General features: G+C 29.5%; 13 protein-coding genes. 6 read left to right on the top strand and 7 right to left on the bottom strand.

Annotated features, from left to right (window positions below):
• Nucleotides 1–61 precede the first annotated feature (61 nt).
• Nucleotides 62–2,431: a hypothetical protein gene (locus Ollyesu_RS13250; protein WP_279301697.1), complete on the bottom strand. Its 2,370-nt coding sequence runs from the start codon at nt 2,429–2,431 to the stop codon at nt 62–64.
• Nucleotides 2,432–2,723: 292 nt separating this feature from the next.
• On the opposite strand from Ollyesu_RS13250, the gene Ollyesu_RS13245 reads away from it, so the two are divergent.
• The 4 genes from Ollyesu_RS13245 (at nt 2,724) to Ollyesu_RS13230 (ending at nt 6,461) form a co-directional block, all read left to right on the top strand.
• A complete protein-coding gene (locus Ollyesu_RS13245; protein ID WP_279301696.1) occupies nt 2,724–4,004 on the top strand; it encodes a tyrosine-type recombinase/integrase in 1,281 nt (426 codons plus the stop codon).
• On the top strand, nt 4,005–5,045 hold the full coding sequence (locus Ollyesu_RS13240) for a hypothetical protein (RefSeq protein WP_279301695.1): 1,041 nt from the start codon (nt 4,005–4,007) through the stop codon (nt 5,043–5,045).
• 79 nt (nt 5,046–5,124) lie between these two features.
• Complete coding sequence (locus Ollyesu_RS13235; RefSeq protein ID WP_279301694.1) at nt 5,125–5,400, top strand: helix-turn-helix domain-containing protein; 276 nt, start codon at nt 5,125–5,127, stop codon at nt 5,398–5,400.
• 41 nt (nt 5,401–5,441) lie between these two features.
• Nucleotides 5,442–6,461 carry a protein rep gene (locus tag Ollyesu_RS13230; RefSeq protein WP_279301693.1) on the top strand — a complete coding sequence of 340 codons (1,020 nt, stop codon included), beginning with the start codon at nt 5,442–5,444 and terminating at the stop codon, nt 6,459–6,461.
• Between the two features lies 1 nt (nt 6,462).
• Here Ollyesu_RS13230 and Ollyesu_RS13225 read toward each other — a convergent pair whose 3' ends face one another.
• A complete protein-coding gene (locus tag Ollyesu_RS13225; protein ID WP_279301692.1) occupies nt 6,463–6,744 on the bottom strand; it encodes a hypothetical protein in 282 nt (93 codons plus the stop codon).
• Between the two features lie 146 nt (nt 6,745–6,890).
• On the opposite strand from Ollyesu_RS13225, the gene Ollyesu_RS13220 reads away from it, so the two are divergent.
• Nucleotides 6,891–10,520, top strand: coding sequence for a TaqI-like C-terminal specificity domain-containing protein (locus Ollyesu_RS13220; protein WP_279301691.1), 3,630 nt, complete (start codon nt 6,891–6,893; stop codon nt 10,518–10,520).
• A 292-nt stretch (nt 10,521–10,812) separates the two neighbouring features.
• Here the strand turns inward: Ollyesu_RS13220 and Ollyesu_RS13215 are convergent, their stop codons facing one another.
• On the bottom strand, nt 10,813–11,001 hold the full coding sequence (locus Ollyesu_RS13215) for a hypothetical protein (protein ID WP_279301690.1): 189 nt from the start codon (nt 10,999–11,001) through the stop codon (nt 10,813–10,815).
• 209 nt (nt 11,002–11,210) lie between these two features.
• Here Ollyesu_RS13215 and Ollyesu_RS13210 point away from each other — a divergent pair, with 209 nt between their 5' ends.
• Complete coding sequence (locus tag Ollyesu_RS13210; protein ID WP_279301689.1) at nt 11,211–11,960, top strand: hypothetical protein; 750 nt, start codon at nt 11,211–11,213, stop codon at nt 11,958–11,960.
• Between the two features lie 620 nt (nt 11,961–12,580).
• Here the strand turns inward: Ollyesu_RS13210 and Ollyesu_RS13205 are convergent.
• The 4 genes from Ollyesu_RS13205 to Ollyesu_RS13190 are packed head-to-tail and all read right to left on the bottom strand — an operon-like array spanning nt 12,581 to nt 16,064.
• Entirely contained in the window at nt 12,581–13,021 is a 441-nt protein-coding gene (locus Ollyesu_RS13205) for a heavy-metal-associated domain-containing protein (protein ID WP_279301688.1), read from the bottom strand.
• A gap of 31 nt (nt 13,022–13,052) precedes the next feature.
• The gene (locus tag Ollyesu_RS13200) at nt 13,053–14,825 is read right to left on the bottom strand and encodes an efflux RND transporter periplasmic adaptor subunit (RefSeq protein ID WP_279301687.1); all 1,773 of its coding nucleotides are present in this window, start codon (nt 14,823–14,825) and stop codon (nt 13,053–13,055) included.
• A complete protein-coding gene (locus Ollyesu_RS13195) occupies nt 14,815–15,306 on the bottom strand; it encodes a DUF305 domain-containing protein (RefSeq protein WP_238673321.1) in 492 nt (163 codons plus the stop codon). The genes Ollyesu_RS13200 and Ollyesu_RS13195 overlap by 11 nt, the downstream gene beginning before the upstream one ends.
• A gap of 26 nt (nt 15,307–15,332) precedes the next feature.
• Nucleotides 15,333–16,064 carry a heavy metal-associated domain-containing protein gene (locus Ollyesu_RS13190; protein WP_279301686.1) on the bottom strand — a complete coding sequence of 244 codons (732 nt, stop codon included), beginning with the start codon at nt 16,062–16,064 and terminating at the stop codon, nt 15,333–15,335.
• Nucleotides 16,065–16,067: the final 3 nt, after the last annotated feature.

Here is a 16,067-nt window from a genome sequence, read left to right as displayed (position 1 = left end):
ATCTTTATTTGCTTTAAATAGAAATATTATAAAATCACAACTTATGTTGTATTTTTTGGCATTAGTCTATGACAAATAGCTGTGTTTCTGAAATCAAACCTCCAGACTCAGAAACACCTTCTATAAATACTTTAATTTCATTTTGATAGTAAATAGGAATCGTGACCTTTTTGGATGTATTAGCTTCAATTACCAAGTTAGGGTTCCAATATATGGCACCAAACTCTCTAAAAGTAGAGTTAGCATAAGATGGATATTTAGGCGTATAGTATTCTTTTTCTGTAATAAATCCGACAGGGAAATTAATAGTCGAGAAATTTGTACTATTTGAAGAGTATTCTTGAGGTAGTAATGTGTATATATAAATGACTTCTCCAAGTTGACCAGGATCTCTACCATAAAACACTTCTTTAACAGCATTTGTGTTTAAATTTTCAATAACCCAAAGATTAAACGTTACTTCTTTATCATCAAGAAAGACTCTAACCTTAGGACGTTTAAATCCTTCTTCACTATTGTTTCCTCTAGCAGAAGTTGTTCCAGTAAGTTCACCTTCTATACTAAATGTGTTAATATCTCTTTCACTTTCATCAATACCTCTTGGTGTAAATCCAGTATCAATTGAATATCCGTAGCCTTTAAATTTCAAAAAATCGATGATAGTTTCGCCCGAAGGAATAATTATATTTTCCATTTTGGCACTTCTTAACATTGACACTGCTCCATAGGGATTATTATCTAATACTCGCTTATTAGAGCTTAAAATCACTTCGTCTAATAATGTGTACTCTTCAAAAATACTTTCAAAATCAGCAACTTCTAGTTCGATAGTCTTCTCTTCAATAATGTTTTCTGTATTAAAAGTGTCATTAATGTAACTGTTACCGTAAGAGATGGATGGTGATATTTTAAATATATTATCGTTTGTTCTTAGCCCAAAATCTATAGTACTATTTTTTTTAATAAAGGTATTTTCTAATACCAAAGGAGTTTGGGTGTTTTTAACTTCTCTAATTAAATTGTTTTCTTTTGAAAACATTAAAACGGATTGGTTAGATTTTATCTTTTTATTAAATGTTGCAGTTACATCTATACCATTTTCAAAACTGTAATTAGTTTTTGGAGGATTATTAAAAACATTATCCCAACTGTATTTACTCCAACCTTGAGTTAATAATAGTAAGTCTAAATCTTTATAGTTGTTGTTAAAATAATATTGTGGGTTTTCAATAACTCCTTTTATAAAAGGATTAAGAAGAAATTGAGATTTAATATTATTCTGTGGCTTATACGCTTTTGTTTCAGCAGGTAAAAAAGAAGCGCTTAGCACTATTTTTTCGTTTGAAATATTTGTAAGTATTGTGGTAATCGAATCGTTTTTAGCTTTAGAATCTAAAATCAATAATGGATTATCAAATTCTTCATACTCGTTAAAAATTAGTCGCTCTAGTAAAGGTACATTTTGGTCATTAAAAATGGTAATTATGTTAATGCCTTTAGAAAGCTCACTTTTTTGTAATACTAATGCATAGGTCAAATCATTGCGATTAAAATCAAAAAATATATTTTTAAAACTTCTAGTATTATGTATTAAAACGCGATATTTTTTACCTGCAAGTTGATTTAAAGAGGCTTTGTTAGTCAAAATATTTAATACAAAAGCATCTTCTTGAGGTATAGTATTGATTGTAATCCCTTTATTTTTTGGTAAACCTGTTTTTTCTGTCAAAATAGTTCCGCTGGACAACGTAGCCTCGAAAGTATATATTTCATTACTATTTACTAGTAAATTAATGCTTGAAAAACCTAATGAGTTGGTTGTAAATTCTCCAATTGTGTCTCCAGATTTATTTTTGATTTTACCTTCCTTAATTTTAACCCCTTCATTATTAGCATCTTTAATTAAGATACCAATATTATTAATGGTATTGGCAAGAAGATGACCACCTTCAGGAAAAAGTTCAAATTCAAAGAAGTCTTCATTAGTAAGGGATTTACTTTTATTTTTTTTGTCAGATAAAATTGAAATTTTTTGCGTAAATGAATGATCTTCATTAAAATTCCGCATCCAATTAGTAGAAGCTTTAATGTAATAATTACCATTAGAAAATGTGGAATCTATAGGTAGGTTAGCATATCCAACTCCATTTTTTACATGTATTAGATGCTGTTCTTTTTGATTACCAGACTCATCAAAAATAGATACATAAAGGTTTGAAGTTGTGGGATGTAATTGGTTTGAGTTTTGTTCTAAAACATAAGCTTGAAACCATAAATCTTCACCTTTTAAAAAGGTAGTTTTATTTAAATGTAAAAAAGGCAGCTCCCTTGTATCCTGAAAATAATTTATATATAAACTATCTAAATTTTGCGAAAAAGATTGAGAAGAATATAAGAATATTATAAAACAAAAAATTAATAGTTTTTTCATAATTAGTTTGTTGGATTAGTCTGTTAAATCGCACAATAATTATACCAAAGAAAAGCAAAAATTACATCGATTAATTAAAATATAAGATAAAAAAAAATCACAACTTTCGTTGTGATTTTAGTGTTTTTGCGGAGAAAGAGGTATTTGAACCTTGTATATTTACTTAGAGCTTATTTTAGTTAAACCTAACATAATCAACACTTTGTTGATAACTGTATACTTTGTTATAGTTCTAAAAGTATAATAAATAGTATATTTACTGACACCTATAATGACACCTAATATTTTTGTTATGAAATGTACTTTTAATTTGAAAAAGCCTAATAAAGCTGGATTATCATTAATTTATTTAAAAGCCTATTTTAAAGATGAAGGGCGTCGATTTGTATATTCTACAGGAGAACATATTACTCCAGAAGAATGGGATTATGAAAATAAACAACCTAATAACCTCAACGGAAGGAATAAAATAGCCGAAACGCATAGAGCTATTAAAAGACAGTTAGACCGTTATTCTTTATTTTTCCAAGATACCATACAGAATTACAAGTTATCCAAAAGAGAGATAATTATTTCTGATGTAAAAGATGATTTTGATATTGAATTTAAAAGAACGAAATCCATTTCTAGTAAGTTTTTTGAGGTTTATGATATTTTCTTAGAAGAGAAAAGAAATGATTTTACAGAAGAAGGTAATTCACCAACTACTATTAAACGTTATGAGTATAATAAAAAATTGCTTTTCGAATTTCAAGAGTTTAGAAATAAACGTTTACACTTCAATCAAATTAATAAGGTATTTTATAATTCATTTGTTAATTACTGTATTAATGACAGAGTTAAACCACACTCAGCAAATACACTTCGCAGAAATGTAGGTTTAATGAAAACCTTTCTTTATTGGGCTTTAGAAAATAATTATACATACAAAACAGATTTTCAAAAGTTTAAAGCTCCAAAGTCTCAGCAAACAGATGAAATTGCCTTAACTCTAAAACAAGTGCAGGAAGTTTTTGATTTTGATTTAAGTAAAAATGAACGATTAGAAAAAGTTAGAGATTTGTTTGTTTTTGGTTGTGCTACAGGAATGCGTTATAGTAATTATTCTAAAGTAGCTAAAAAGGATATTCAAAACGGTATTATAAAAGTAAGAGATAAGAAAAACACAGATAAATCTTTAGAAGTTCCGCTAAATGATTTTTCTATATATGTACTAAAAAAGTATGATTACAAGTTGCCAAGAATATCAAATCAAAGATTTAATGATTATATAAAAGAAGTATTTAAGTTACTTGGTTACAATGAAGAAGTAAAAAAAACAATAAAGTTAGGTAAAGAAATAATAGAAGAAATTAACCCAATGTTTGAGCGTATTTCATCGCATACAGCAAGAAGAAGTTTCATTACGATAATGAAAAATAAAAAGATTCCAGACAAAATAATAATGAGTTATACAGGACACAAAAGCTTAGAAGTATTCAATAAGTATTATAAGCCTAATAATGAAGAAAGGAAAGATTTTATGCATACAGTTTGGAAAATGGATGAAGCACCACTAAAAAAAGTAAATTAGATGGCAAAAAGGAATATTGGATTTGAGTTAAATCTAAAAGAAGGGCAAAAAATAGTTGAGTTAAAATTTGATAAGAGACTGAAAAAACGTTTTGATAAGGATTTTGAGAAAAATCACACGTATTATTTAAAGCAGTTTTTAGTTACAAAAAAAGATTATGACATTGTTAATAATGCTTTGAATGAAGCTGTTAAAATGTCCTTGCCTGATAATGTTGAGGATGGTTGTAAGTGGTGCAAAGGAGAAAGTAATGATGTAGGAGATAAAAATTGTAGTAAATATTACTTGCAAATGGAAGTTACTTTTATGTTAGCTTCGAATGAGTTTATTCGTATAATATCTAAAAATAAACATATTTATAATGATAAGCCCAATCTTAAAAAACTAACGGTTAAGTTTTATGATTGTTTTAGGTTTATAAAGGGAGAAGGAAAAATGTATTTAGATTTAGATAGGCTATGCAGGTTTACATTAGAGTCTGGTTTTTTGACTATAACTAAAATGTTCTCTAGTTCAGATACCTTAACAAATCTTAAAATAATAAACTCAACTTTGAATGACATCGAAGAAAAAGATTTAAGTAATAAAATTAATAAAATCGAGGATGAAAATTATTTAGATTTACAAAAGATGTTTTTTGAGAATAAGAGACGTTTTTATAAAGATGAAATATTTATTGAAGAGAGAGAAGGGGTTGCTATAAAAGGCTTAAGTAGAAATAAGAAAAAAGAACCTACAGTTGTGCATTATGCTTTGTATTATCATTATTTACAACAAAGTAAGGATTTTGGGTATTTTGAAAACCATCCGGAGGGAAAATGGATTGCTATTAAAGAATTAATAAAAAAAGATAATATTAAGACTACCGCAAAGTACTTTCAGATAGTTTATAATAGATTAACAAATTATCATACTAACAGAATAGCAAAAAAAGAAGAAGCTAATATTAGTTATGTGGCTAATACAATGCTTAAAGATTACCCAAAAGCTAAAGAAATAGCCCTTTTAGAGCTACAACAAGCAAAAATAAAGAGTAGGTAACTATAAGAGGTAATGGTTACATTATAGTTACCATCTCAACCTGTATATACATTTATGGCAAATTATAAAATGATTTGTTATGAGTAATCCATTTGAGAACCTAAACCAGAGGTTAGAAAACATTGAAAATCTTTTATTAGAGCTTAAATATAAGCCAATAGAAGAAGAGAAATCTGAGAATTTAACAGTAAAAGAAACCGCAGAACTTCTAAAGGTTTCAGAACAGTCAGTACATAATTATATAAAAAAAGGGTTTATTTCAGCTCAAAAATTAGGTAGAATTTTACTTATAAAAAGAACTGATTTAGATAATGCATTAACAGAGGTTAAGTCACTTAAATACAAAAGGGCTTAGCCTTTTTTGTTTGTGGTTTATAGCTTCCTAAAATGGGTGTTATGTATACATTAGCAGATAACGAGACAAATAAAGCGAGACATAAACAAGTAATTGTTAATGGAGAAGGTTCAGACCTCAGCAAAAAAGAAGTTTTACAAGGTAGAGCAAAGCGCAAAACGATTACACAATCTATGATGCTTAAATTAATTGATTTAGCAAAAGAAAACGAAACACCAGAACTACAAAAAGCCTTTTGGAACACATACCATTGCCAACAAAAGATAATTACGGCAGATGGGAGATTGTATGGTAAATATTGTAAAAATAGATTTTGTACATTATGTTGTAGTATTCGAAAAGCAGAAATTATAAATCGCTATTATCCAATTATCAAACAATGGGAAGACCCTCACTTTGTAACCATAACTATAAAAGCAGTAAAAGAGGATAAACTAAAAAGCCGAATAGATGGTTTATTAAGAGGTTTTAAAAAAATAAATGCAAAGCATAGGAAAAGACACCAAAGAGGAACAGGGGCAAAGCTAGTAGGTGTAAAATCTTTAGAATGTAACTTCAACCCAAAGAAAAAAACCTATAACCCACATTTGCACATAATAACTGCAAATAAAGAAATGGCTGAGGTAATTGTTTCTGATTGGTTAATGTTGTGTACTTCTAAATTTGCATTACGTCAAGGTCAAGACATTCAAAGAGTTTGTGATGTAGAAAAAAGCTTAATAGAGATTATTAAATATGGCAGTAAAATATTTACAGAACCAGACTTAAAAAAGAGAGCAAAAGAAACTACTACAGCACAAATTTATATTAATGCTTTAAATACTATTTTAGTAACAATGAAAGGTAAACGCATTTTTGATAGATTCGGTTTTAATGCACCAAAAGAGACAGAGTGTAAAAATACCTCAGCAAAATTATTAAGTTCTTTTAATGAGTGGAAATTTAATGCAAAAACTAATGATTGGGAGAATATAGAAACAGGTGAATTTTTAAGTGGTTATAACTTGCCTACAAGTTTACAGGCTCTTCTAGAGCATAATATTAATATAGATTTAAAGTAAATTATAAAAATCGTCTACTATAATTTTCCGCAGTTTTTATAGCTATTGCTTTATAATATTCAATAACAATACTCAGATATTCTAATTGCTTATTTGAAAGATTGTTATTTGTTACAAACTCTTTCACTGTTCTACTACATAAACCTTGTGAAAGTTGGTTTAATAGGTCTTCTTTAACATTCAAATCAAACGTGAATAAATTTATATCTATTACTCTTTTAAATTCATTAAAACCATTGCGAGTATCTTGTTTGCACATTATATGTAATAACTCTAAATCCATTCAGTTTGTCTTTTTTTAATTTGTGAAATAATAATAAAAATAAAATTAGTTAAAAATAATATAAACTTAGATTTAAAATAATGCTTATAATCCTCTAAAGATTTATACTTTTAATGTTAGTTATTAATTGAAAAGTAATTACATAAATGAATAAACTTCGCACTAGAAAAGCTCTTAATCCTGCATACAGAAAACACAAGCCTTTAAGAAAGGTAGTAAATAATTTTACAGAACAGTTACAAGTCTGTATAGATGCTGTAAAGCTAAGTGATGATAATGGAGAAAGCGAAGAGCATATTAAATCACATTTCAAAGATTTTTTTACTAATACGTTTTATGGTCAAAATTATATAAATACTAAAGATAGAATTGATTTAGCTATTTATATTGATGCTACAGCAAGTAGTGATGTAGGAGTAATTATTGAAGCTAAGAAACCAAGTAACAAGGCAGAATTTCTAACTACAGAAAATCTAAATCGTAAAGCATTACAGGAGTTATTATTATACTATTTACGTGAACGTGTAGATAATGAAAATAATAATATAAAACACCTCATCGCTACTAATGGTTATGAATGGTTTTTGTTTAAAGCGGAGGATTTTTATAATTATTTCTATAAAAATAAAGCATTACTAAAAGAGTATAAATCTTTTAGAGATGGATTAAAAGATACTACTAAGAATGAGCTTTTTTATGATGAAATTGCAAAAAAATATATTAATGAGGTTCAAGAAACCTTGCCTTTTGTTCATTTAGATTTTTCAAAAACAAAGTTTGAAAGCCTAAAGGATGCGCACCTAAATACATTGTATAAAATATTTTCAGACGTGCACTTATTAGGTCATTCTTTTGGTAATGATAGCAACCAACTAAATAAAACCTTTTATAATGAGTTACTGCATATTATAGGTTTAGAAGAGATAAAAGAAAAAGGGAAAAAAATAATTAGTCGTAAATCCGAAAAAGGCAGAGATTATGCTTCTTTACTAGAAAATACGATTGTAATATTAGAGGATAGAGATTATCTAGCTAATGTTAAAAGCGTTGAAAACGGTTCAGAGAAAGCATTTAATGTTGGTTTAGAGCTATGCTTGACTTGGGTTAACCGTATATTATTTTTAAAGCTCTTAGAATCTCAATTATTAGCATACCATAAACAGGATAGTAAATACAAATTTCTTAATTCTAGTTTTATAAATGGATTTGATGAATTAAACGATTTGTTTTTTTCTGCATTAGCAAAACAAGAAGACGAAAGGCATCCAAAATATAAGGATAAGTATAAAAATATTCCTTATCTAAACAGTTCGCTATTTGAACGAAACACTTTAGAAAACGAAGCTTTTGAAATTTCAGCATTAAATAATGATGCTATAGAAGTGTTTAGTAATACGGTTTTAAAAGATACTAAAGGAAAACGTTTAAAAGGCAAACTTTCTACATTAGATTATTTATTTCAGTTTTTAGATGCTTATGATTTTGCAACAGATGGAAACGAAGGTATTGAAGACAGTCAAGAAACCAAATCATTAATTAATGCTTCGGTATTAGGTTTAATTTTCGAGAAAATAAACGGTTACAAAGAAGGCTCATTTTATACGCCTGCTTATATTACTATGTACATGTGTAAAGAAATGCTTAGACGTGCTGTAATACAAAAATTTAAGGAACAGGAAAACGATCAAATAGAAACGTTTGAAGACTTACAGTCCTATTGCAGTAAACACTTTAAAATAGACGATTTAAAGCGCTTTAATACTATTATTAATGGATTTAGAATTTGCGACCCTGCGGTTGGTTCTGGTCACTTCTTAGTAAGTGCATTAAACGAGTTAATTGTTATAAAAAAAGACTTAGGTATTTTAGTAGATGCTAAAGGATTGCCATTACGTTGTGATATAGAAATTGTAAACGATGAGCTTTATGTAATTGATGACAAAGGTTTGTTGTTTGAATATAATCCAACAGACAAAGAAAGCACACGCATACAACACACTTTATTTCACGAAAAGCAAACCTTAATAGAAAACTGTTTGTTTGGTGTAGATATAAATCCAAATTCGGTTAAAATTTGTCGTTTGCGTTTATGGATTGAATTACTTAAAAACGCATATTATACTAAAGAGAACAGACTACAAACCTTACCAAATATTGATATAAATATTAAATGCGGAAACTCCTTAATTAGTAGGTTTCATTTAGAGGATGATTTAAAAGACGCTTTTAAAGGAAAAGAAGTAAATTATAGTTTTGCAGATTATAAAAACGCCGTAGCAGAATATAAAGAAACCAATAGTAAAGACAGAAAACGAGAAGTTTTACAAATTATAGATGAGGTTAAAAATAATTTTAAAAGCACTTTAGATAATGCTTTTATAAGCAAATTTCAGAAAGCACAAGGTGAATATATAAACGAAGAAGAACGCCTTAAAAACCTAAAAGCCTTTGGTGAAAAGATTAAAAAAACAGAAAAAGATAATCTTAAAAAACTAAAAAACAAAGCAGAAGCAACCTATTTAGAAAAAGAAGAAATTGTAAACAATGCCATATATAATAATGCTTTCGAGTGGCGTTTTGAGTTTCCAGAAGTATTAGCCGATGATGGAAGTTATATTGGCTTTGATGCTATTATTGGGAATCCACCTTATGTTTTTACAAGAGATAGTGATTTTGGAGAAGGCTTTAAAGATTATGTAGCAAATTATATTAAAAAACATAAAATTGGCACTGAAAATAAAGGTTTAAATATTCAGACTAATAAAATAAATCTTTTCGGTTTATTCGTTGTAAGGGGATTAGATATAATGAATAAAAATGCAGAATTAAGTTATATAATTCCTAATGGATTATTGAGAGCAACTACTTTGGAGGCAATAAGAAAATATTTATTAGAAAAAACCAATATTTATTCAATTGTCGATTTAGACAAGGGGGTTTTTGATGGTGTAACAATTTCTACAATAATCTTAGAATTAAATAAATCTTTCTTAGACGAATCTGAAATTAAATTAAAAAGCAATTCAGTAATTAATTCAGTTAAACAATCTTTTTTCTTGCAAAATGTTAGTTACACTATTAATAATTTTATTGATAATTCAACTGTTAAAATAATTGACAAAATTAAAGAATCTACATATCCAATGGGTGATGATTTTTTGTTTATTTCACCAGGTATAGATGGAGATAAAGAAAAATATATTGCTAATACTAAAATTAACGAAGATTATAAACCTCTTTTATTTGGGAAAGATTTTAAAAATTATAGAATTGACTTTAATAATAATTATATACTTTATGATAATAATCTTTTAAATAGAGCTAGAAATGAAGAAATATTTTTGGCTAAAAAGAAAATTTTAATTCAAAGAATTAGTGGTGGTTTAAGTCCGCTTACTGCTGTATTAGATGATAATCAATTTTACACTTTTAATAGTGTAAACAATCTTATATTGAAAGAAGGTAGAGAACATTTATATTCAGTTTATTTAGCCTTATTAAACTCTAAATTAATAAATTGGTATTATGCTTTAATGTTTTCTAATCGTTCAAATCTAACAGTAAATATTTCTAAAACTTTTTTAGAAAAAATTCCGATAAAAAAAATTCCAGATGAGGTTATTTTACCTTTTACTTTATTAACAACTAAAATAACTAAGGCTAAGGCGGATAATCAAAATAGTGACACGACAACTTTAGAAAAAGAAATAGACCAAATGGTCTACAAATTATATGACTTAACACCAGAAGAAATTGCAATAGTAGAGAACAGCTAAAAGCAAATAGCTTATAAAGTGTAGTAAGAACCTCATCTATATATTAATAGTTTAGATTTTTTTATATATGGTATTTGAGTGTGAAAAAGGTGTTAAATAAGAGGCTTTTGACACCTATATTGACACCTAAAAAAACAAAACCCCGTAAACATTGAGCTTACAGGGTTTTTTGCGGAGAAAGAGGTAAGTGAACCTCTTTCTCAGCGTCTTTATTTATCGATGTTTCAGTCCTGTACCATTATGAGGTCACCTAATAGGTCACCTTTAAAACCTTGTCTTAAAGATACGAAATTTACTTGATTAATCCTCGTACTTTACTGATTTCAAAGCCCATAAAGTCGCAAAATTCATCAATAGTAACTAATTGGTGAGCTTCTTTGTTTAGGTGGTCTTTTATCTTCTTGATAATTGACCTACCATAACGCTCACTTTTACCTGTTACTATTTGAACGTCTTTAGGGTAAATACAGATTCTGCTCATTGGCTCAAAATTTAAAATTAATACTCTAACTATACTTTAGCTATACCGTAGCTCTAAAGCTCTTATATACAATATACGACAATTATCGCAGTGAAAAAACTATCTATTTCGGAAGTTTTGGCAAGTTGTAAACAGTACGGAAGTGCTTATAAACATTGATGCTTTATAGCACGTATATTTGATTATTCATCATTAAAAAACGTATTGTTATGGCAAAGTTAAAAGGTATTATTAAACTCGAAGGAACGTTAGATAATTTGACGTTTTACAAGGGTAAAGAAGGCTATTTAGTAAAGACTAAAAGCGGTGTTTCAAAAGAGCGTATTCAAAACGATCCTGCTTTTGAGCGTACTCGTGAAAATGGTTCTGAATTTGGAAGTTCTGCATCTTCTGGTAAGTTGTTAAGAACTTCTGCAAGAAACTTAATGATTAAAGCAAAAGATAATCGTGTTTCAAGTCGTGTTACGCAAGTAATGACAAAAATTAAGAACTTTGATACAAGTTCTATAAGAGGCGAAAGAAATGTAGCTACAGGATTAGCAACACCAGAGGGTAAAGCTGCTTTAAAAGGCTTTGATTTCAATAATAGAGCTATTTTAAGTGCTGTTTTATTTGTTCCTTTTAGTGTTGATGGTTCTACAGGTGAAATTTCAATCCCAAATTTAACACCAACAAACGATATTGCTTATCCAAGTGGTGCGACTCACGTTAGTTTTACATCGGCTTATCTAAAAGTTGACTTCGATACTACAGATAATGCGATTGAGTACAGTCCGACTGTAAATATTGCAATTGATTCGACTTCTGCATCGCAAACACTAACTCCAGCAGGTGTGCCAACAGGTACAGGAAACGATATTTACTTGCTTTTGGTTGAGTTCTTTCAAGAGATTAACGGTGTTCAATATCCGCTTAAAAATGGCGCATATAACGTTTTAAATATCGTAGAAGTAGCATAAGTTTCATTCTGACCTTTGAAGCTGAAAGAGTCCTATGGTTTTGTATCATAGGGCTTTTTCTTTTTACTATTATTTTATTATGTACTGCATTTTCAAGTTAAGCACAATTTAAAGGTTTTCAATTATAGCTGTATGTTACTTGATATTTGTTAACGAAATGAAACAAACAAAGACTTGAGATAAGGAATACTTGGACTTAACGATGGTTTTGTGCAGATGAATGAGATAACTAATATTTTAACTTACCTCATCTTACTACTGTTTCAATATAGCTCTAAATTTGATTTTAAGTTCTAAATTGAGCGTTGACTATAGCGGATATTTTACATAATGACCGTTATAGCGCTTTTAGTTGCTATAACTACGCATTATGTAACATAGCTTGGGTGAGTTTAGGGTTTTATGATAGAATAATAACAGAATAGCTTATTGCTGTTTGGTTTGATTTTATGAAAAACCAAAGCTGTAATATGCTATTACCTAAAAGACAAAAAAACGCTAAACTTGTTAGGTGAGCGGAACAATACAAAAGACAGAGGATTTTGAGGCACGAAAAAACTGGGTTTTGGGTTGTGGGGAATAAAAAAAGAGCCTTCCGAAAAAGACTCTTTTACTGTTATTTAGTGGTCGTGATTTGAATGGTCATCAGCTTTTATTTCTCCAGACTGATTCATAGCCATATTATGGTCATATTTACAACAACCTGGTAAACCATCGTATGCTTCTTCGTTACCTGCAACTTTTTCAGTATCATACCCTGAAGCTGCGATTGCATTATGAATTGCCATTGCATCTGTTTTAGAACTATCGAAAGATACATCTATTTTCTTTTTGTCTTTATCCCAGTTTGCAGCGGTAACACCTTCAACACTATTGGCTGCTTTTTCAATGGTGTTTTTACACATACCACAATTACCTCTTACGCCAAAAGATAAATCTGTCATTGCGATTTCTTTTGATACTTCCGTTGTTATAGTTTCTTCAACTATTTTAGTTTCGTTTTTACAACTTGTTAATCCCATAGCTACTATTACAGCTACACTTAAAATTACTTTCTTCATTTTTAAAAATTTAATTATTATCTGTGTTTATTTATTCTATTGTTTGTTTAACCTCACCACATTTAAGCATTGCGTCACCAAAATATGGATTCAAGATTTGTTCTTCTTTACTTAACCAATAGGCTCCGTTATTGTTATCTGCCATAGGGCAAAATTCTACATATACCTTTTCTTTAACACCAAATATTTGAACCGCTTTTATTAAATGTAAAGACAAGTGTTTAAAGTGATTTCTTTGGGTTTTAATGTCTTGTGAACCGGCTATTGAAGTTGTAGAAGATTTCATCTCATCTATTAATGACATCCAATGATTGTGTGCTTCATCTTTAAGCAATTTCATATCTATCTTACCCAAATTTGATAGTAAAGTAGTTGCATTTTTTGAACTACCTTTTGAGTCTTCTTTTACTAAAGCATCTTTTAAATTGATGTAATCATAGTATACCTCTTTTAATTGCTCTTGAAATTTCCCTGACACTTTTAAGCGTTCATTCATATAAGTATGGTCGCTTTCATTTTTTGAATTATTATCCATACCTAAATGTCCTTCGTGACCTGTCATAGTTTTACCATCTTGCTTATTCATCATTGATTTTTTGCCCTGTAGTTGTGCAGCAGCATCTACAGTAAATGTTCCGTTAGTTACGATTTCATTTCCAACAAATAATCCTTCTAAAACTTCATATTCATTACCAATTTGATTCCCTAAAACAACTTCACGCATTTCAAAAACGGTTTGGTCTGGATTGGTTTTTAAATAGACAACAGAACGTTCACCTGTCCAAAGTACAGCAGATGCTGGGATTGTTAATACCTCATCATTACTTCTTGAAACTCGTTCAATATTGGCGGTTACAAACATTCCTGGTTTAAATACATCGTTTTTATTATTAAGCACCACACGTAAGCTTACTGTTCTTGTTTTGGTATTTAATATTGGTTCAATGAAATCTACTTTCCCTTTAAATTCCTTATTAGCATAAGCGTTTGTAGTCACTAAAACTTCTTGTCCCTTTTTAAATAAATCGATTTGATTTTCATATACATCAAAGTTTGCCCAAACCGTATTGAGATTTGCAATTTTAAGCAATGGTTGACCTTGTTTGATGTAGTCGCCTTGTTCTACTAATTTTTCGGTAACTGTACCTGAAACGGTTGCATAAACTGGAAAGTTTTCTTTTATTTTTTGAGTTTCTTCAATCTGATTGATTTGATGTTCAGATAGCTTCCATAACTTCAATTTATTACGAACCGCTTTGTACAATGCAGGTTGAGATTCCTTTAAAGACGATGCTGTAATTAACTCTTGTTGTGCTGCATACAATTCTGGCGAATAAATGGTTGCTAGTAATTGACCTTTACGGACTTCTTCTCCTGTAAAACTGATATTCAAACGTTCTATTCTACCCGAAAAATAACTGACTTGTACTGCATTAGCTTCTTCGTTTTCAGCAATTTTACCAGATAATTTAAGGGTGTTGCCATCAACATTTCCTTTGCCTACAACAGTTGTTTGAATATTGGCTAAAGCCATCGCATTTTCGGTTAATTTGAATTGGTCTGCTAACAGGCCATCACTTCCACTTTCGGCAGGAATTAAATCCATTCCACAAATAGGACAATCACCTGGTTCTGGTTGCATAATTTGTGGATGCATTGAACAGGTCCACATTTGATTGGTTTCTGAAACTTCATTGTGATTATGTTCTGTCTCTTCGTTTGATGAACTACCAAAAAGTAACCAACCCAAAAGCAAACCTACTGCGAGTAATCCTATGTATATGACTGTTTTATTATTTTTCATTCTGTAAACGATTTATCATTACTTTCATTTCTTCTATCTCCTTCTTCTGTGCTTTAATAATATCCTCTGCCAACTTCTTGACTTCTGGGTCTTTTATGTCTGCTCTTTCACTTGTTAATATTGCTATGGAATGATGTGGTATCATAGCTTTCATCCATAGAACATCTCCAACAGTTGATTTTTGGTCACGTACTAATCCTAAAGCAATTGCAAATAGTGCAATACTACCTATGACTATACCCATATTTTTCTTTTTATTCTTGTACATATTTTTCATAAAAAAGAACATAATCAAAGCCATTGTGGCAATACCCAAACAAACCATATAAAAACGTGTGAGACTAAACCATACGTGGTCAAATTCATAGGTGTTTAAATACATTGTGATATACATTGCTATGAATGATGAGCCTAACATTAAAAAAAACTTCGTGTAATTACTCATTCCATTTTCGTTGTTTTTGTGTTCTTGCGTGTTCATATTTTTAAAATTTTAGTGGTTATTATTTAATTTATTAGCATTAATACTGCCATTACAATCATAATGGCATTCTCAATAAAAGTGGCTTCTGTCATAGGAAGTTTCAGAGCTGTACCTAAACAAGCACATCTAATCGATTTTTTATCCAATAATGTTTTAGTAACTCCAACAGTTGTAATACCTAAAACAACAAGTGTTATTATTAAAGCAATTTCTACTTTAAAGCGCATTAAAAACATTAATCCTAAAGCTGTTTCGATAAAAGGATATACCCAACCATAAGCAGGGACTCGTTTTGCTAATGGGTCGTACATTTTAAATGATTCTGGAAAGCCTTTTAAATCTAACATTTTGAAAAAGCTAAACACGATGTAGAATAAGCCCATAAAATCGAGCATAAAAGCACTCCAACTCCAATCTTTATAATGCAATAATACACTTGCGGTTGCTATATAAAAGATGATTAGTAGTAAGGGCTTTAATTGCTGTAGTTTGCTTTTTTCTTCTTCCATTGGCATTGCCGACATACTTGAAGAAGCAAACACATTCTTTTCTTTCTTTTCAGATAGTGTATATTTTTCAGATAACGCTTTTTTCAGTGTTTCTGTAGCAACGTGGCTACTCATTGTAACTTCAGCTTCTCCTTTTTCGAGATTAACTTCAACATTAGTCACATTGTCAATGCTTTCTAAACTTTTTTCTACAGAAGCTTTGCAACTGCCACAGGTCATTCCTGTTATTTTATATGTATGTGTCATTTT

This window comes from Olleya sp. YS, assembly GCF_029760915.1.
GTDB lineage: Bacteria > Bacteroidota > Bacteroidia > Flavobacteriales > Flavobacteriaceae > Olleya.
This window is presented reverse-complemented; position numbering and strand designations above follow the sequence as displayed.